The sequence below is a fragment of the Azotobacter tropicalis genome (assembly GCF_059739045.1).
In genome coordinates this window covers 2,262,370-2,278,382 of record NZ_AP046059.1, presented here as the reverse complement: position 1 = coordinate 2,278,382, position 16,013 = coordinate 2,262,370, and the positions used below count along the sequence as shown (strand labels likewise).

Sequence of the window (16,013 nt, the reverse complement as noted above, 5' to 3'; positions counted from 1 at the left end):
TGTCCGGCACGAGTCGGTCACCGCCGGTTCGTGAGGAGGAAAGGCTTTGAAAGACCTGCTGAATCTTTTGAAAAACCAGGGTCAACTCGAAGAGTTCGATGCCATCCGTATCGGTCTGGCTTCGCCCGAGATGATCCGCTCCTGGTCCTTCGGCGAAGTGAAAAAGCCGGAGACCATCAACTACCGTACCTTCAAGCCGGAGCGCGACGGCTTGTTCTGCGCCAAGATCTTCGGGCCGGTGAAGGACTACGAGTGCCTGTGCGGCAAGTACAAGCGCCTCAAACACCGTGGGGTGATCTGCGAGAAGTGCGGGGTGGAGGTCGCTCTGGCCAAGGTGCGTCGCGAGCGCATGGCGCATATCGAGCTGGCCTCGCCGGTCGCCCACATCTGGTTCCTCAAGTCGCTGCCGTCGCGCATCGGCCTGCTGCTGGACATGACCCTGCGCGATATCGAACGCGTGCTCTATTTCGAGAGCTACGTGGTGATCGATCCGGGCATGACCACGCTGGAAAAGGGCCAGTTGCTCAACGACGAGCAGTACTTCGAAGCCCTTGAGGAGTTCGGCGACGACTTCGATGCGCGCATGGGTGCCGAGGCGGTCCGCGAACTGCTCAACCAGATCGACCTGGAGCACGAGATCGGCCGCCTGCGCGAGGAGATTCCGCAGACCAACTCGGAAACCAAGATCAAGAAGCTGTCCAAGCGCTTGAAGCTGATGGAGGCCTTCCAGGGCTCCGGCAACCTGCCGGAGTGGATGGTGCTGACCGTGCTGCCGGTGCTGCCGCCGGACCTGCGTCCGCTGGTGCCGCTGGACGGTGGCCGTTTTGCCACTTCCGACCTGAACGATCTGTACCGCCGGGTAATCAACCGCAACAATCGTCTGAAGCGCCTGCTCGATCTGGCCGCGCCGGACATCATCGTGCGCAACGAGAAGCGCATGCTGCAGGAGGCGGTGGACGCTCTCTTGGACAACGGCCGTCGTGGCCGGGCCATTACCGGGTCCAACAAGCGCCCGCTGAAATCCTTGGCCGACATGATCAAGGGCAAGCAGGGCCGTTTCCGCCAGAACCTGCTGGGCAAGCGCGTCGACTACTCCGGTCGTTCGGTGATCACCGTGGGCCCGACCCTGCGTCTGCACCAGTGCGGCCTGCCGAAGAAGATGGCCCTCGAGCTGTTCAAGCCGTTCATCTTCGGCAAGCTGGAAACCCGTGGCATGGCCACCACCATCAAGGCGGCCAAGAAGATGGTCGAGCGCGAGCTGCCCGAGGTCTGGGACGTGCTCGCCGAGGTCATCCGCGAGCATCCGGTGCTGCTCAACCGTGCGCCGACCCTGCACCGTCTGGGTATCCAGGCATTCGAGCCGGTGCTCATCGAGGGTAAGGCGATCCAGCTGCACCCGCTGGTCTGTGCCGCCTACAATGCCGACTTCGACGGTGACCAGATGGCCGTGCACGTCCCGCTGACCCTCGAGGCCCAGCTGGAGGCGCGTGCGCTGATGATGTCGACCAACAACATCCTCTCGCCGGCCAACGGCGAGCCGATCATCGTGCCGTCGCAGGACGTGGTGCTGGGTCTGTACTACATGACCCGCGAAGCGGTGAACGCCAAGGGCGAGGGTCGCGTTTTCGCCGACCTGCAGGAAGTCGACCGGGTGTTCCGGGGCGGTGAGGCATCACTGCACGCTCGCGTGAAGGTGCGGATCAACGAGACCGTCAAGCAGAAAGACGGCAGCCTGGTTCACAACACTCGCATCGTCGACACTACCGTTGGCCGTGCGCTGCTGTTCCAGGTCGTACCGGCCGGTCTGCCGTATGATGTGGTCAATCAGCCGATGAAGAAGAAGGCGATCTCCAAGCTGATCAACCACTGCTATCGTACGGTGGGCCTGAAGGATACCGTCATCTTCGCTGACCAGCTGATGTACACCGGTTTTGCCTTCTCGACCCTGTCGGGGGTTTCCATCGGCGTGAACGACTTCGTCATTCCGGCGGAAAAGGCGCGGATCATCGACGGCGCCACCGAGGAAGTGAAAGAGATCGAAAGCCAGTATGCCACCGGCCTGGTGACCCAGGGCGAGAAGTACAACAAGGTGATCGACCTGTGGTCGAAGGCCAACGACGAAGTGTCCAAGGCGATGATGGCCAACCTCTCCAAGGAGAAGGTCATCGATCGCAATGGCAACGAAGTCGAGCAGGAGTCGTTCAACTCCATGTACATGATGGCGGACTCCGGTGCGCGGGGTTCCGCGGCGCAGATCCGGCAGCTGGCCGGGATGCGCGGTCTGATGGCCAAGCCCGATGGCTCGATCATTGAGACCCCGATCACCGCCAACTTCCGCGAAGGCCTGAACGTACTGCAGTACTTCATCTCAACCCACGGCGCACGAAAAGGCCTGGCGGATACCGCACTGAAAACCGCGAACTCCGGCTACCTGACCCGTCGTCTGGTTGATGTGGCCCAGGATCTGGTCGTGACCGAGGTCGATTGCGGCACCGAGCAGGGCCTGCTGATGACTCCGCACATCGAGGGCGGCGACGTGGTCGAGCCGCTCGGCGAGCGCGTGCTGGGCCGGGTCATCGCCAAGGATGTGTTCCGTCCCGGACTGATGAGGTCATTGTGCCGGCCGGCACCCTGATCGACGAGAAATGGGTCGAGTTCATCGAAGTGAACAGCATCGACGAAGTGGTCGTGCGCTCGCCGATCACCTGCGAGACCCGCTACGGCATCTGCGCCAAGTGCTACGGCCGCGATCTGGCTCGCGGGCATCAGGTCAACATCGGCGAGGCGGTCGGCGTCATCGCCGCCCAGTCGATCGGTGAGCCGGGTACCCAGCTGACCATGCGGACCTTCCACATCGGCGGTGCGGCCAGTCGGACCTCGGCAGTGGACAATGTCCAGGTGAAGAACGGTGGCAACATCCGTTTGCACAACCTGAAGCACGTCGAGCGGGCCGACGGCAACCTGGTCGCGGTGTCCCGCTCTGGCGAGCTGGCCGTGGCCGACGACTTCGGTCGCGAGCGCGAGCGCTACAAGCTGCCTTACGGTGCGGTGATTTCGGTGAAGGAGGGCGACAAGGTCGATCCGGGGGCCATCGTTGCCAAGTGGGACCCGCACACCCACCCGATCGTGACCGAAATGAAGGGTACGGTGACCTTCGTCGGCATGGAAGAGGGTATCACCATCAAGCGGCAGACCGACGAATTGACTGGTCTGACCAACATCGAGGTGATGGATCCTAAGGATCGTCCAGCTGCTGGTAAAGATATCCGTCCGGCGGTCAAGCTGGTCGACGCCAACGGTAAGGAATTGCTGCTGCCGGGTACTGACGTGCCGGCTCAGTATTTCCTGCCGGCCAACGCTCTGGTGGGTGTGGCCGATGGTGCCGAAGTGGGGGTGGGCGACGTGATCGCCCGTATCCCTCAGGAAACCTCGAAGACCCGTGACATCACCGGTGGTTTGCCGCGAGTGGCCGACCTGTTCGAGGCGCGGCGTCCGAAGGAGCCGTCGATTCTGGCGGAGGTCAGTGGCACCATCAGCTTCGGCAAGGAAACCAAGGGCAAGCGTCGTCTGGTCATCACTCCGAACGATGGCAGCGAGCCGTACGAGGAGTTAATTCCGAAGTGGCGCCACCTCAACGTGTTTGAGGGCGAACAGGTGAACCGCGGCGAAGTGATCTCTGACGGCCCGAGCAACCCGCACGACATCCTACGCCTCTTGGGTGTCAGTGCTCTGGCCAAGTACATCGTCAACGAGATCCAGGACGTGTACCGTCTGCAGGGTGTGAAGATCAACGACAAGCACATAGAGACCATCCTGCGGCAGATGCTGCGCAAGGTGGAGGTCGCCGAGGCCGGCGACTCCAGCTTCATTAAGGGCGACCAGGTGGAGCTGACCCAAGTCCTAGAAGAGAACGAGCAACTGGCGACCGAGGACCGCTTCCCGGCCAAGTACGAGCGCATTCTGCTGGGCATCACCAAGGCGTCGCTGTCGACCGAGTCGTTCATCTCCGCGGCTTCCTTCCAGGAAACTACCCGCGTGCTCACCGAGGCAGCGGTCACAGGCAAGCGCGATTATCTGCGTGGCTTGAAGGAGAACGTGGTCGTCGGTCGGCTGATTCCGGCCGGTACCGGCCTGGCCTATCACAGCGAGCGCAAGCGCAAGCGTGATGCCGAGAAGCCCGTGCGTGTGAGCGCGGAAGAGGTCGAGGCCGCGCTGACCGAGGCGCTCAACACCAGCGGCAGTTGACTGCCGGGGGGCGGGCCAGTGTGTCTGTTGGGCCTTGCCTTGACGAGGTCCGGAAGTCTCTTTAGACTTACGGACCCCTAAATTTGGCAGGGCAAATTGCTCTGCCATTTTGTTTATGTCGAAAGACAACAGTGGAGCTAGTAGATGGCAACTATCAACCAGCTGGTGCGTCAGCCGCGCAAGCGCCTCGTCGACAAGAGCGACGTGCCAGCGCTGCAGAACTGCCCCCAGCGCCGTGGCGTGTGCACTCGCGTGTACACCACCACGCCGAAAAAACCGAACTCGGCACTGCGTAAGGTCTGCCGTGTGCGCCTGACCAACGGTTACGAAGTCACCTCCTATATCGGTGGTGAGGGTCACAACCTGCAAGAGCACAGTGTCGTGCTGATTCGTGGTGGTCGTGTCAAGGACCTTCCAGGTGTGCGTTATCACACGGTGCGTGGTTCGCTGGATACCTCCGGCGTGAAGGACCGCAAGCAGGGTCGTTCCAAGTACGGCGCCAAGCGTCCGAAGTAATCCAATTTTTTTGTCGAGTCGATAAGAGTAAGGTCGGGCATGGCCTGCGTGGCCAGTGTTCCGAGCTAACCTGAAGACCGTTTGAGGGCTTATCAATGCCAAGACGTCGTGTAGCAGCCAAGCGTGAGATTTTGGACGATCCGAAGTACGGAAGCCAAATTCTTGCCAAGTTCATGAACCATGTGATGGAAAGCGGCAAGAAGGCGGTTGCCGAGCGCATCGTTTACGGCGCACTGGATACCGTCAAATCCCGCAAGAACGCCGATCCCCTGGAAATCTTCGAAAAAGCACTCGACGCCATCGCTCCGCTGGTCGAAGTGAAGTCCCGCCGCGTGGGTGGTGCGACTTACCAGGTTCCGGTCGAGGTCCGTCCGTCACGTCGCAATGCGCTGGCCATGCGTTGGCTGGTGGACTCCGCACGCAAGCGTGGTGAGAAATCCATGGCTCTGCGTCTCGCTGGCGAGTTGCTCGATGCCTCCGAGGGCAAGGGCGCTGCTGTGAAGAAGCGTGAAGACGTGCATCGCATGGCCGAGGCGAACAAGGCGTTCTCGCACTATCGTTTCTGAATTCAGCCTCCATCTACGAGGACCTCATTGTGGCCCGTACAACCCCGATCAATCGCTACCGTAACATCGGTATTTGCGCCCACGTGGACGCAGGCAAGACGACGACTACGGAGCGGATCCTGTTCTACACAGGCGTCAACCACAAGATGGGCGAGGTGCATGATGGCGCCGCCACCATGGACTGGATGGTGCAGGAGCAGGAGCGCGGTATCACCATTACCTCCGCTGCGACCACTGCCTTCTGGCAGGGCTCGACCAAGCAGTATGACAACTATCGCGTAAACATCATCGATACCCCTGGGCACGTGGACTTCACCATCGAGGTGGAGCGTTCGCTGCGCGTGCTGGACGGGGCTGTGGTGGTGTTCTGTGGTACCTCCGGTGTCGAGCCGCAGTCCGAGACCGTATGGCGTCAGGCCAACAAGTACGGCGTGCCGCGTATCGTCTACGTGAACAAGATGGACCGTGCGGGTGCCAACTTCCTGCGCGTCGTCGAGCAGATCAAGAAGCGTCTGGGTCATACTCCGGTCCCAGTGCAGTTGGCCATCGGTGCGGAAGAGAACTTCCAAGGCCAGATCGATCTTCTCAAGATGAAAGCGATCTACTGGAACGAAGACGATCAGGGTATGACCTACCGCGAGGAAGAAATTCCGGCGGAGTTGCAGGCGCTGGCCGATGAGTATCGCTCCAACATGGTAGAGGCGGCTGCCGAAGCCAATGAAGAGCTGATGAATAAGTACCTTGAGGGTGGCGAGCTGTCGATCGAAGAGATCAAGGCTGGGCTGCGTCAGCGTACCATCGCCTGCGAAATCGTCCCGGCGGTATGTGGTTCCTCCTTCAAGAACAAGGGCGTTCCGCTGGTTCTGGACGCCGTTATCGAGTTTCTTCCGGCTCCGACCGAGATCCCTGCAATCAAGGGCGTGCATCCGGATAACGAGGAAGTCGTCGACGAGCGCCATGCCGATGATAGCGAGCCGTTCTCAGCGCTGGCGTTCAAGATTGCTACCGACCCGTTTGTGGGGACCTTGACGTTTGCTCGGGTGTACTCGGGTGTTCTCAGTTCTGGCGACTCGGTTGTCAACTCGGTCAAGGGCAAGAAAGAGCGCGTGGGGCGCATGGTGCAAATGCATGCCAACACTCGCGAAGAGATCAAGGAAGTACGCGCCGGCGACATCGCGGCACTGATCGGCATGAAGGATGTCACTACTGGTGACACCCTGTGCTCGATCGAGAAGCCGATCATTCTTGAGCGTATGGACTTCCCGGAGCCGGTAATCTCCGTGGCGGTCGAGCCGAAGACCAAGGCCGACCAGGAGAAGATGGGTATCGCCCTCGGCAAGCTGGCGCAGGAGGATCCGTCTTTCCGCGTCAAGACCGACGAGGAAAGTGGCCAGACCATCATTTCCGGTATGGGCGAGTTGCATCTGGATATTTTGGTCGATCGCATGAAGCGCGAGTTCGGTGTCGAGGCTAACATCGGCAAGCCTCAGGTGGCTTATCGCGAGACCATACGCAACAAGTGCGAGATCGAAGGCAAGTTCGTGCGTCAGTCCGGTGGTCGTGGCCAGTTCGGTCATTGCTGGATCCGTTTCGAGCCGGCTGACGAGGGGCAGGAAGGGTTGCTCTTCACTAACGAGGTTGTGGGTGGTGTGATTCCGAAGGAATACATCCCGGCGATCCAGAAGGGTATCGAAGAGCAGATGAAGAACGGTGTGGTTGCGGGTTATCCGCTGCTTGGTCTGAAGGCCGCCGTATTCGATGGCTCCTACCATGACGTTGACTCCAACGAAATGGCGTTCAAGATCGCGGCTTCCATGGCGACCAAGCAGCTGTCCCAGAAGGGTGGTGCGGTGTTGCTCGAGCCGATCATGAAGGTCGAGGTGGTTACTCCGGAGGACTACATGGGTGATGTCATGGGCGACTTGAACCGTCGCCGTGGTCTGATCCAGGGTATGGAGGACACCGTCTCTGGCAAGGTTATCCGCGCCGAAGTCCCGCTGGGCGAGATGTTTGGTTACGCTACCGATGTACGTTCGATGTCCCAGGGACGCGCCAGCTACTCCATGGAATTCTCGAAGTACGCCGAAGCTCCGGCGAACATCGCCGAAGCTATCGTCAAAAAACAAGGTTGATTCAGCCCTTTAAGTAAGAGGTTTACTGTCGTGGCTAAGGAAAAATTCGAACGTAACAAACCGCACGTCAACGTTGGCACCATCGGTCATGTGGACCATGGCAAGACCACTCTGACGGCTGCGCTGACCAAGGTCTGCTCCGAGACCTGGGGTGGCTCTGCTCGCGCCTTCGACCAGATCGACAACGCGCCGGAAGAAAAGGCTCGCGGCATCACCATCAACACTTCCCACGTTGAGTACGATTCCGCTATTCGCCACTATGCGCACGTTGACTGCCCCGGTCACGCCGACTATGTGAAGAATATGATTACCGGCGCTGCCCAGATGGATGGTGCGATCCTGGTCTGCTCGGCTGCCGATGGCCCCATGCCGCAAACTCGCGAGCACATCCTGCTGTCGCGTCAGGTAGGCGTTCCCTACATCGTCGTGTTCCTGAACAAGGCCGACATGGTGGACGATGCCGAGCTCCTGGAGCTGGTCGAGATGGAAGTGCGCGATCTGCTGTCGACCTACGACTTCCCGGGCGATGACACTCCGATCATCACCGGCTCCGCACTGATGGCGCTGGAAGGTAAGGATGACAACGGCATCGGCGTTTCTGCTGTGCGCAAGCTGGTGGAAACCCTGGACTCTTATATCCCGGAGCCGGTGCGTGCCATCGATCAGCCGTTCCTGATGCCGATCGAGGACGTGTTCTCGATCTCTGGTCGCGGCACCGTGGTGACTGGTCGTGTCGAGCGTGGCATCGTCAAGGTGGGTGAAGAGGTGGAAATCGTCGGTATCCGTCCGACCACCAAGACCACCTGCACTGGCGTGGAAATGTTCCGCAAGCTGCTCGATGAAGGTCGTGCCGGCGAAAACATTGGTGCCCTGCTGCGTGGTACCAAGCGCGAAGACGTGGAGCGTGGCCAGGTTCTGGCTAAGCCGGGCACCATCAAGCCGCACACCAAGTTCGAGGCCGAAGTGTACGTGCTGTCCAAGGAGGAGGGTGGTCGTCACACTCCGTTCTTCAAGGGCTATCGTCCGCAGTTCTACTTCCGCACCACTGACGTGACCGGTAACGTCGAGCTGCCGGAAGGCGTCGAGATGGTGATGCCAGGCGACAATATCAAGATGGTCGTCACCCTGATCGCTCCGATCGCCATGGAAGACGGCCTGCGCTTTGCCATTCGCGAAGGTGGTCGTACCGTGGGCGCCGGCGTGGTTGCCAAAATTATCGAGTAATCGATGAGCTGATAGAAAAAGCCCCTTTTGGGGCTTTTTCTATTACTGATCATTTTATTGACACCCTGGGGGGGCATCCGTACAATTGCGCCTCCTTTTATCGGGCGTATTTCGCTCGATAGGGTGGCAACTTCGAGTCTGAGGTCAAAATGCAAAACCAACAAATCCGTATTCGGTTGAAGGCTTTTGACCATCGCCTGATTGATCAATCTACCCAGGAAATCGTGGAAACCGCGAAACGTACTGGTGCTCAGGTGCGTGGTCCGATTCCTCTGCCTACCCGCAAAGAGCGGTATACCGTTCTGATTTCGCCGCACGTCAACAAGGATGCGCGCGATCAGTACGAAATTCGTACCCACAAGCGTGTGCTGGACATCGTTCAGCCGACCGACAAGACCGTCGACGCGCTGATGAAGCTCGATCTGGCGGCTGGTGTGGAAGTGCAGATCAGCCTCGGCTAAAACCCGCTCGGGTTTTGGTCGTGTAACGCTCTGAAATGGGCGGCCATAGCGGGTGAAAGCCCCGTACACTCAAGAGGTTCAAAAAATGACTATTGGTGTAGTCGGTCGTAAGTGCGGCATGACCCGCATTTTCACCGAAGAAGGTGTCTCCATTCCGGTTACGGTCATCGAGATCGAGCCGAATCGTGTGACCCAGTTCAAGAACGAAGAAAGCGATGGCTACCGTGCCGTGCAGGTCACTGTTGGCGAGCGTCGGGCTTCGCGCGTGACCAAGGCTCAAGCCGGTCACTTCGCCAAGGCGAATGTCGCTGCCGGTCGTGGTGTCTGGGAGTTCCGCCTCGAAGAAGGGGAGTACCAGGTCGGTGACCAAATCGCTGCCGAAATTTTTCAGGCGGGACAACTGGTGGATGTCACCGGTCAGTCCAAGGGTAAGGGCTACGCCGGTACTATCAAACGCTGGAATTTCCGCGGTCAGGACAATACCCACGGCAACTCCGTTTCCCACCGTGTTCCGGGCTCCATCGGCCAGTGCCAGACTCCTGGTCGTGTGTTCAAGGGCAAGAAGATGTCCGGTCATTTGGGCGCCGAGCGCGTAACTGTGCAGTCCTTGGAAGTGATTCGTGTCGATGCCGAGCGCAATCTGTTGCTGGTCAAGGGTGCCGTTCCCGGCGCTACCGGCGGCGATGTGATCGTGCGTCCGGCGGCCAAGGCTCGCGGTTAAGGGGAAGCTGAGATGCAATTGAATGTGAATGGCGCTCAGGCGATCGAAGTCTCCGAGCGCACCTTTGGCGGCGAGTTCAACGAGACCCTCGTGCACCAGGCTGTCGTTGCCTATCTGGCGGGTGGTCGCCAGGGCAGCAAGCAGCAGAAGAACCGCTCTGATGTGAGCGGTGGTGGCAAGCGCCCCTGGCGTCAGAAAGGTACCGGCCGCGCCCGTGCGGGTACCACCCGTGGTCCGATCTGGCGTGGCGGTGGCGTGACCTTCGCTGCTCGTCCGCAGAATCATGATCAGAAGCTCAACAAGAAGATGTACCGTGCCGCTCTGCGCTCGATCCTGAGCGAGCTGGTGCGTCAGGAGCGTCTGGTCGTTGTTGAGGACTTCGTTGTTGATGCGCCAAAGACCAAGAGCTTGGTGAGCAAGCTGGGCAGTCTGGGTCTGAATGACGTGCTGATCGTCTCCGATGCAGTCGATCAGAATCTGTATCTGGCTGCGCGCAACCTGCCGCACGTCGATGTACGTGATGTCCAGGGTTCCGATCCGGTCAGCCTGATCGCATACGACAAGGTGCTGGTCACCGTGTCGGCGGTGAAGAAATTCGAGGAGCTGCTGGGATGAACCAGGAACGCGTATTCAAAGTGCTGCTTGGTCCGCACATCTCCGAGAAGGCCACTGTGCTGGCGGAAAGCAAGAAGCAGTTCGTTTTCAAGGTTGCCACCGATGCAACCAAGCTGGAAATCAAGAAGGCTGTCGAGGCCTTGTTCGAAGTGAAGGTCGCACGTGTCACCACTCTGAATGTTCAGGGCAAGACCAAGCGTACCGCTCGCGGTTTGGGCAAGCGCAACGACTGGAAGAAGGCGTACGTCGCTCTTCAGGCCGGCCAAGATCTCGATTTCGCCAGCAGCGCTGAATAAAGGGGTGCATCATGGCAATCGTTAAATGCAAACCGACTTCCGCTGGCCGCCGCTTCGTGGTCAAGGTGGTCAACCAGGAGCTGCACAAGGGTGCTCCCTATGCGCCGCTGCTGGAGAAGAAGTCCAAGTCCGGTGGTCGTAATAACAACGGGCGCATTACCACTCGTCATATCGGCGGTGGTCACAAGCAGCACTATCGCCTAGTCGACTTTCGCCGCAGCAAGGATGGCATTCCTGCTATCGTCGAGCGCATCGAGTACGACCCGAACCGCACCGCACATATCGCGCTGCTGAAGTACGCCGATGGTGAGCGTCGCTACATCATCGCGCCGAAGGGCGTGGCAGTTGGTGATCAGCTGATCTCCGGCGTGAATGCGCCGATCAAAGCGGGCAATGCCCTGCCGCTGCGCAACATTCCGGTCGGCTCCACCATTCATGGTGTCGAGCTGAAGCCGGGGAAGGGTGCTCAGATCGCCCGTTCCGCCGGTGCTTCCGTGCAGTTGGTTGCGCGTGAAGGTGCCTACGTGACCCTGCGTCTGCGCTCCGGCGAGATGCGCAAGGTTCTGGCTGATTGCCGTGCGACCTTGGGCGAGGTATCCAATTCCGAGCACAGCCTGCGCTCGCTGGGTAAGGCTGGTGCCAAGCGCTGGCGTGGCGTTCGCCCGACCGTTCGTGGCGTAGCGATGAACCCGGTCGACCACCCGCATGGTGGTGGTGAAGGTCGTACCTCGGGTGGTCGTCATCCGGTGTCGCCGTGGGGCTTCCCGACCAAGGGTGCGAAGACCCGGTCGAATAAGCGCACCGACAACATGATCGTCCGCCGCCGTAAGTAACTAGAGGGATACGACTGTGCCGCGTTCTCTGAAAAAAGGTCCTTTCATCGATCTTCACCTGTTGAAGAAGGTCGAAGTGGCGGTGGAAAAAAGCGATCGCAAACCGGTGAAGACCTGGTCGCGTCGTTCGATGATCCTGCCGCAGATGGTTGGTCTGACCATCGCTGTGCATAACGGCCGTCAGCATGTCCCGGTGCTTATCAGCGAGGACATGGTTGGTCACAAACTAGGCGAGTTTGCTGCTACCCGTACCTATCGTGGTCATGCGGCAGACAAGAAAGCCAAGCGTTGAGGGGTAAGGAAAGATGGAAGTAGCCGCTAAGCTGTCGGGCGCTCGAATCTCCGCCCAGAAAGCCCGCTTGGTCGCCGACCAGATCCGCGGGAAGAAGGTGGGCGATGCGCTCAACCTCCTGGCTTTCAGCAGCAAGAAAGCCGCCGAGATCATGAAGAAAGTGCTGGAGTCGGCCGTGGCCAACGCCGAGCACAACGAGGGCGCAGACGTGGATGACCTGAAGGTCTCTACTGTTTTCGTCAACGAGGGGCGTTCGCTTAAGCGCATCATGCCGCGTGCCAAAGGCCGTGCTGATCGCATCGTCAAGCGGTCTTGCCATATCACTGTCAAGGTTGCGGACAAGTAACGGAGTCGATCAGATGGGTCAGAAAGTACATCCCGTTGGCATCCGCCTGGGAATCGTCAAGGAGCACACCTCCGTTTGGTATGCAGACAAGCGCACATATGCGGATTATCTGTTTGCCGATCTGAAGGTCCGTGAGTACCTCCAAGACAAACTAAAAAGCGCATCCGTGAGCCGTATCGACATCGCTCGTCCGGCTCAAACCGCACGCATCACCATCCACACCGCTCGCCCCGGCATCGTGATCGGCAAGAAGGGTGAGGATGTCGAGAAGCTGCGTCAGGACCTGACCAAGCAAATGGGTGTGCCGGTGCACATCAACATCGAAGAGATCCGTAAGCCGGAGCTCGACGGTATGCTGGTTGCTCAGAGCGTAGCTCAGCAGCTCGAGCGCCGCGTGATGTTCCGTCGCGCCATGAAGCGCGCCGTGCAGAACGCCATGCGTATTGGTGCCAAGGGCATCAAGATCCAGGTGAGCGGTCGTCTGGGCGGTGCCGAGATCGCCCGTACCGAATGGTATCGCGAAGGCCGTGTGCCGCTGCACACCCTGCGCGCAGATATCGATTACGCCACCTACGAAGCGCACACCACCTATGGTGTGATCGGCGTCAAGGTTTGGATCTTCAAGGGCGAGGTCATCGGTGGCCAGCACGAAGAACTCAAGCCGCAAGCGCCTGCGCCTCGTAAAAAAGCTGCTAAGTAAGAGGAGTACGCAACATGCTGCAACCCAAGCGTACAAAATTCCGCAAGCAGATGACCGGCCACAACCGTGGTCTGGCTCACCGTGGTAGCAAGGTCAGCTTCGGCGAATTTGCCTTGAAGTCCGTGAGCCGTGGTCGTCTCACCGCTCGCCAGATCGAGGCTGCACGCCGCGCCCTGACCCGTCACGTCAAGCGTGGCGGCAAGATCTGGATCCGCGTATTCCCCGACAAGCCGGTTACCAAGAAGCCCCTCGAAGTTCGTATGGGTAAGGGTAAGGGTAACGTCGAGTACTGGGTAGCCCAGATCCAGCCGGGCAAGGTGCTCTACGAAATCGAGGGTGTTTCCGAAGAGCTGGCGCGCGAGGCTTTCGCCCTGGCAGCAGCCAAGCTGCCGCTCGCCACCACTTTTGTTAAGCGGACGGTGATGTGATGAAAGCGAATGAACTTCGTGAAAAATCGGCTGAGCAGCTGAACGAGCAATTGCTCGGCCTGCTGCGTGACCAGTTCAATCTGCGCATGCAGAAGGCTACTGGTCAACTGGGGCAGTCCCACCTGCTCTCGCAAGTGAAGCGCGATATCGCTCGCGTCAAGACTGTGCTCAACCAGCAGGCAGGTAAGTGATCATGGCTGAAGCTCAGAAAACCGTTCGCACGCTGACCGGCCGTGTCGTAAGCGACAAAATGGACAAGACCATCACCGTCCTGATCGAGCGCCGCGTAAAGCACCCGATCTACGGTAAATACGTGAAGCGTTCGACCAAGCTGCATGCCCACGACGAAACCAATCAGTGCCGTATCGGCGACACGGTCACCATTCGCGAGACCCGTCCGCTGGCCAAGACCAAGTCCTGGATGCTGGTGGAAGTCGTCGAGCGCGCGGTGGAAGTCTAAGAGACTAAGGGTCGGAGAAAGTTATGATTCAGACTCAATCCATGCTCGATGTGGCCGACAATAGCGGTGCTCGTCGCGTTATGTGCATCAAGGTGCTGGGTGGCTCGCATCGTCGTTACGCCGGCATCGGCGACATCATCAAGGTCACCGTGAAGGAAGCGATTCCGCGCGGCAAGGTCAAGAAGGGCCAGGTCATGACGGCTGTGGTGGTCCGCACCAAGCACGGCGTGCGTCGTCCCGACGGCTCCATCATTCGCTTTGATGGCAATGCGGCAGTCCTGCTGAACAACAAGCAGGAGCCGATCGGCACTCGCATCTTCGGGCCTGTCACTCGTGAGCTTCGTTCCGAGAAGTTCATGAAGATCGTCTCGCTCGCCCCTGAAGTGCTGTAAGGAGAAGCCGTCATGCAAAAGATTCGTCGTGACGACGAGATCATCGTCATCGCCGGCAAGGACAAGGGCAAGCGTGGCAAGGTGCTCAAGGTGCTTGCTGACGACCGTCTGGTCGTCGGCGGGGTCAACCTGATCAAGCGCCACAGCAAGCCGAACCCGATGCTGGGTGTTCAGGGCGGTATCGTCGAGAAGGAGGCACCGCTGCACGTCTCCAACGTGGCCATCTTCAATGCTGAAACCAACAAGGCTGACCGCATCGGTTTCAAGGTCGAAGACGGCAAGAAAATTCGTGTCTTCAAGTCGACCCAAAAGCCGGTTGATGCTTGAGCACTGCTAGGTAGATAACCATGGCACGACTAAAAGAGATTTACCGGAACGAGATCGCGCCCAAGCTGAAGAACGAGCTTCAGCTGGCCAACGTGATGGAAACTCCGCGCATCACCAAAATTACCTTGAACATGGGGCTTGGCGAAGCGGTCGGTGACAAGAAGGTCATCGAGAACGCTGTTGCCGACCTGGAGAAGATCACTGGCCAGAAGGCCGTGGTCACTTATGCCCGCAAGTCCATTGCCGGTTTCAAGATCCGCGAAGGCTGGCCGATCGGTGTCAAGGTGACTTTGCGCCGCGATCGTATGTACGAATTCCTGGATCGTCTGCTCTCCATCTCCCTACCGCGTGTGCGTGACTTCCGTGGTCTGAATGCCAAGTCCTTCGATGGGCGCGGCAATTACAGCATGGGTGTGAAGGAGCAGATCATCTTCCCGGAAATCGATTACGACAAGATCGATGCGCTGCGTGGTCTGGACATCACCCTGACCACCACTGCCCGTACCGATGATGAGGGTCGTGCCTTGCTGCGCGCCTTCAACTTCCCGTTCCGCAACTGACTGGAGCAGGCAATGGCCAAACAGAGCATGAAGAACCGCGAGCTGAAACGCCAGCAAACGGTTGTCAAGTACGCCAAGAGGCGTGCCGAGCTGAAAGCGATCATCGCCAACCCGAGCTCCACGCCGGAGCAGCGCTGGGAAGCCCAGATCGCCCTGCAGAAGCAGCCGCGTGACGCTAGTGCTTCGCGCCTGCGCAACCGCTGCCGCCTGACCGGTCGTCCCCATGGCGTCTACCGCAAGTTCGGCCTGGCTCGCAACATGCTGCGCCAGGCTGCCATGCGCGGTGACGTGCCGGGTCTGGTTAAGGCCAGCTGGTAAGCGCGTCTCGGGCTCGTGCTTTCTGCGTCGAGTCCGAATCATCTGAATCAAGCCCCTATTGGGGCTTGATTCTTTTTTGGGCAGCCTCTAGGATGCTCGGCTCTCCTGGCTCTTGGTTTTATTTTTGATCAAGGTCGGGGGCACAGGCCGCAAGGCTTTCTTTCTGTATTCAGGAGCAATTAGCCCATGAGTATGCAGGACCCGTTAGCGGACATGCTAACTCGTATCCGTAATGCCCAGATGGCTGAGAAGACCGTCGTGAGTATGCCGTCTTCCAGGCTGAAGGTGGCTGTGGCCAATGTTCTCAAAAGCGAAGGCTACATTTCGGATTACCAAGTCAGCAGCGATGCCAAACCGCTGCTGTCCATCGAGCTCAAGTATTTCGAGGGCCGTCCGGTCATCGAGGAGCTCAAGCGCGTGAGCCGTCCTGGCTTGCGCCAATACAAGTCCGTCGATCAGCTGCCGAAGGTGCGTGGTGGTCTGGGTGTTTCGATCGTGTCCACCAACAAGGGTGTGATGACCGATCGTGCGGCCCGTGCTGCCGGTGTTGGCGGCGAAGTGCTCTGCACAGTGTTCTAAGG

The 16,013-nt window shown here is 59.2% G+C and carries 20 protein-coding genes and 1 pseudogene; all 21 read left to right on the top strand.

The features are described from left to right. The first annotated feature begins 46 nt into the window (after positions 1-46). The 21 genes and pseudogenes from rpoC to rpsH all read left to right on the top strand — a co-directional run bounded on the left by rpoC (position 47) and on the right by rpsH (position 16,011). A pseudogene (gene rpoC / locus Atro_RS10795) lies at positions 47-4,245 on the top strand (DNA-directed RNA polymerase subunit beta'). A gap of 144 nt (positions 4,246-4,389) precedes the next feature. Continuing rightward, positions 4,390-4,761, top strand: coding sequence for a 30S ribosomal protein S12 (gene rpsL, locus Atro_RS10790; RefSeq protein WP_349572574.1), 372 nt, complete (start codon positions 4,390-4,392; stop codon positions 4,759-4,761). 95 nt (positions 4,762-4,856) lie between these two features. Next, on the top strand, positions 4,857-5,327 hold the full coding sequence (gene rpsG / locus Atro_RS10785) for a 30S ribosomal protein S7 (protein WP_497927580.1): 471 nt from the start codon (positions 4,857-4,859) through the stop codon (positions 5,325-5,327). 29 nt (positions 5,328-5,356) lie between these two features. Next, on the top strand, positions 5,357-7,459 hold the full coding sequence (fusA, locus tag Atro_RS10780; RefSeq protein ID WP_497927579.1) for an elongation factor G: 2,103 nt from the start codon (positions 5,357-5,359) through the stop codon (positions 7,457-7,459). A 30-nt stretch (positions 7,460-7,489) separates the two neighbouring features. After that, complete coding sequence (tuf, locus tag Atro_RS10775; protein ID WP_497927578.1) at positions 7,490-8,683, top strand: elongation factor Tu; 1,194 nt, start codon at positions 7,490-7,492, stop codon at positions 8,681-8,683. A 149-nt stretch (positions 8,684-8,832) separates the two neighbouring features. Beyond that, complete coding sequence (rpsJ, locus tag Atro_RS10770; RefSeq protein ID WP_003243886.1) at positions 8,833-9,144, top strand: 30S ribosomal protein S10; 312 nt, start codon at positions 8,833-8,835, stop codon at positions 9,142-9,144. Positions 9,145-9,229: 85 nt separating this feature from the next. Beyond that, positions 9,230-9,865, top strand: a complete 636-nt coding sequence (gene rplC / locus Atro_RS10765; protein WP_497927577.1) for a 50S ribosomal protein L3 — start codon at positions 9,230-9,232, stop codon at positions 9,863-9,865. 12 nt (positions 9,866-9,877) lie between these two features. Next, complete coding sequence (gene rplD / locus Atro_RS10760) at positions 9,878-10,480, top strand: 50S ribosomal protein L4 (protein ID WP_497927576.1); 603 nt, start codon at positions 9,878-9,880, stop codon at positions 10,478-10,480. Next, positions 10,477-10,776, top strand: a complete 300-nt coding sequence (gene rplW / locus Atro_RS10755) for a 50S ribosomal protein L23 (RefSeq protein WP_039806150.1) — start codon at positions 10,477-10,479, stop codon at positions 10,774-10,776. Before rplD ends, rplW begins: the two co-directional genes overlap by 4 nt. Before the next feature lie 11 nt (positions 10,777-10,787). Further along, positions 10,788-11,609 (top strand): 50S ribosomal protein L2, encoded by an 822-nt coding sequence (gene rplB, locus Atro_RS10750; RefSeq protein WP_497927575.1) that lies wholly within the window; start codon positions 10,788-10,790, stop codon positions 11,607-11,609. 16 nt (positions 11,610-11,625) lie between these two features. Continuing rightward, positions 11,626-11,901: a 30S ribosomal protein S19 gene (gene rpsS, locus Atro_RS10745; protein WP_497927574.1), complete on the top strand. Its 276-nt coding sequence runs from the start codon at positions 11,626-11,628 to the stop codon at positions 11,899-11,901. Positions 11,902-11,914: 13 nt separating this feature from the next. Next, positions 11,915-12,247, top strand: a complete 333-nt coding sequence (gene rplV, locus Atro_RS10740; RefSeq protein WP_003304070.1) for a 50S ribosomal protein L22 — start codon at positions 11,915-11,917, stop codon at positions 12,245-12,247. Positions 12,248-12,260: 13 nt separating this feature from the next. Further along, positions 12,261-12,947: a 30S ribosomal protein S3 gene (gene rpsC / locus Atro_RS10735; protein WP_039806143.1), complete on the top strand. Its 687-nt coding sequence runs from the start codon at positions 12,261-12,263 to the stop codon at positions 12,945-12,947. A 14-nt stretch (positions 12,948-12,961) separates the two neighbouring features. Further along, on the top strand, positions 12,962-13,375 hold the full coding sequence (gene rplP, locus Atro_RS10730; protein WP_012699309.1) for a 50S ribosomal protein L16: 414 nt from the start codon (positions 12,962-12,964) through the stop codon (positions 13,373-13,375). Further along, a complete protein-coding gene (gene rpmC / locus Atro_RS10725; protein WP_031596249.1) occupies positions 13,375-13,566 on the top strand; it encodes a 50S ribosomal protein L29 in 192 nt (63 codons plus the stop codon). The genes rplP and rpmC overlap by 1 nt, the downstream gene beginning before the upstream one ends. Before the next feature lie 2 nt (positions 13,567-13,568). Further along, the gene (gene rpsQ / locus Atro_RS10720) at positions 13,569-13,835 is read left to right on the top strand and encodes a 30S ribosomal protein S17 (RefSeq protein WP_012699311.1); all 267 of its coding nucleotides are present in this window, start codon (positions 13,569-13,571) and stop codon (positions 13,833-13,835) included. A gap of 23 nt (positions 13,836-13,858) precedes the next feature. Further along, complete coding sequence (gene rplN / locus Atro_RS10715) at positions 13,859-14,227, top strand: 50S ribosomal protein L14 (protein ID WP_003448734.1); 369 nt, start codon at positions 13,859-13,861, stop codon at positions 14,225-14,227. Positions 14,228-14,239: 12 nt separating this feature from the next. After that, a complete protein-coding gene (gene rplX / locus Atro_RS10710) occupies positions 14,240-14,554 on the top strand; it encodes a 50S ribosomal protein L24 (RefSeq protein WP_497927573.1) in 315 nt (104 codons plus the stop codon). Between the two features lie 20 nt (positions 14,555-14,574). Next, positions 14,575-15,114 (top strand): 50S ribosomal protein L5, encoded by a 540-nt coding sequence (rplE, locus tag Atro_RS10705; RefSeq protein ID WP_497927572.1) that lies wholly within the window; start codon positions 14,575-14,577, stop codon positions 15,112-15,114. Positions 15,115-15,126: 12 nt separating this feature from the next. After that, positions 15,127-15,432, top strand: a complete 306-nt coding sequence (gene rpsN / locus Atro_RS10700) for a 30S ribosomal protein S14 (RefSeq protein WP_497927571.1) — start codon at positions 15,127-15,129, stop codon at positions 15,430-15,432. Positions 15,433-15,618: 186 nt separating this feature from the next. Continuing rightward, positions 15,619-16,011 (top strand): 30S ribosomal protein S8, encoded by a 393-nt coding sequence (gene rpsH, locus Atro_RS10695; RefSeq protein ID WP_497927570.1) that lies wholly within the window; start codon positions 15,619-15,621, stop codon positions 16,009-16,011. Positions 16,012-16,013: the final 2 nt, after the last annotated feature.

Coding starts and splice junctions, on each gene's coding strand:
- rpsL (WP_349572574.1), top strand. CDS start 4,390: ATGGCAACTATCAACCAGCTGGTGCGTCAGCCGCGCAAGCGCCTCGTC.
- rpsG (WP_497927580.1), top strand. CDS start 4,857: ATGCCAAGACGTCGTGTAGCAGCCAAGCGTGAGATTTTGGACGATCCG.
- rpsJ (WP_003243886.1), top strand. CDS start 8,833: ATGCAAAACCAACAAATCCGTATTCGGTTGAAGGCTTTTGACCATCGC.
- rplC (WP_497927577.1), top strand. CDS start 9,230: ATGACTATTGGTGTAGTCGGTCGTAAGTGCGGCATGACCCGCATTTTC.
- rplD (WP_497927576.1), top strand. CDS start 9,878: ATGCAATTGAATGTGAATGGCGCTCAGGCGATCGAAGTCTCCGAGCGC.
- rplW (WP_039806150.1), top strand. CDS start 10,477: ATGAACCAGGAACGCGTATTCAAAGTGCTGCTTGGTCCGCACATCTCC.
- rplB (WP_497927575.1), top strand. CDS start 10,788: ATGGCAATCGTTAAATGCAAACCGACTTCCGCTGGCCGCCGCTTCGTG.
- rplV (WP_003304070.1), top strand. CDS start 11,915: ATGGAAGTAGCCGCTAAGCTGTCGGGCGCTCGAATCTCCGCCCAGAAA.
- rpsC (WP_039806143.1), top strand. CDS start 12,261: ATGGGTCAGAAAGTACATCCCGTTGGCATCCGCCTGGGAATCGTCAAG.
- rplP (WP_012699309.1), top strand. CDS start 12,962: ATGCTGCAACCCAAGCGTACAAAATTCCGCAAGCAGATGACCGGCCAC.
- rpmC (WP_031596249.1), top strand. CDS start 13,375: ATGAAAGCGAATGAACTTCGTGAAAAATCGGCTGAGCAGCTGAACGAG.
- rpsQ (WP_012699311.1), top strand. CDS start 13,569: ATGGCTGAAGCTCAGAAAACCGTTCGCACGCTGACCGGCCGTGTCGTA.
- rplN (WP_003448734.1), top strand. CDS start 13,859: ATGATTCAGACTCAATCCATGCTCGATGTGGCCGACAATAGCGGTGCT.
- rplX (WP_497927573.1), top strand. CDS start 14,240: ATGCAAAAGATTCGTCGTGACGACGAGATCATCGTCATCGCCGGCAAG.
- rplE (WP_497927572.1), top strand. CDS start 14,575: ATGGCACGACTAAAAGAGATTTACCGGAACGAGATCGCGCCCAAGCTG.
- rpsN (WP_497927571.1), top strand. CDS start 15,127: ATGGCCAAACAGAGCATGAAGAACCGCGAGCTGAAACGCCAGCAAACG.
- rpsH (WP_497927570.1), top strand. CDS start 15,619: ATGAGTATGCAGGACCCGTTAGCGGACATGCTAACTCGTATCCGTAAT.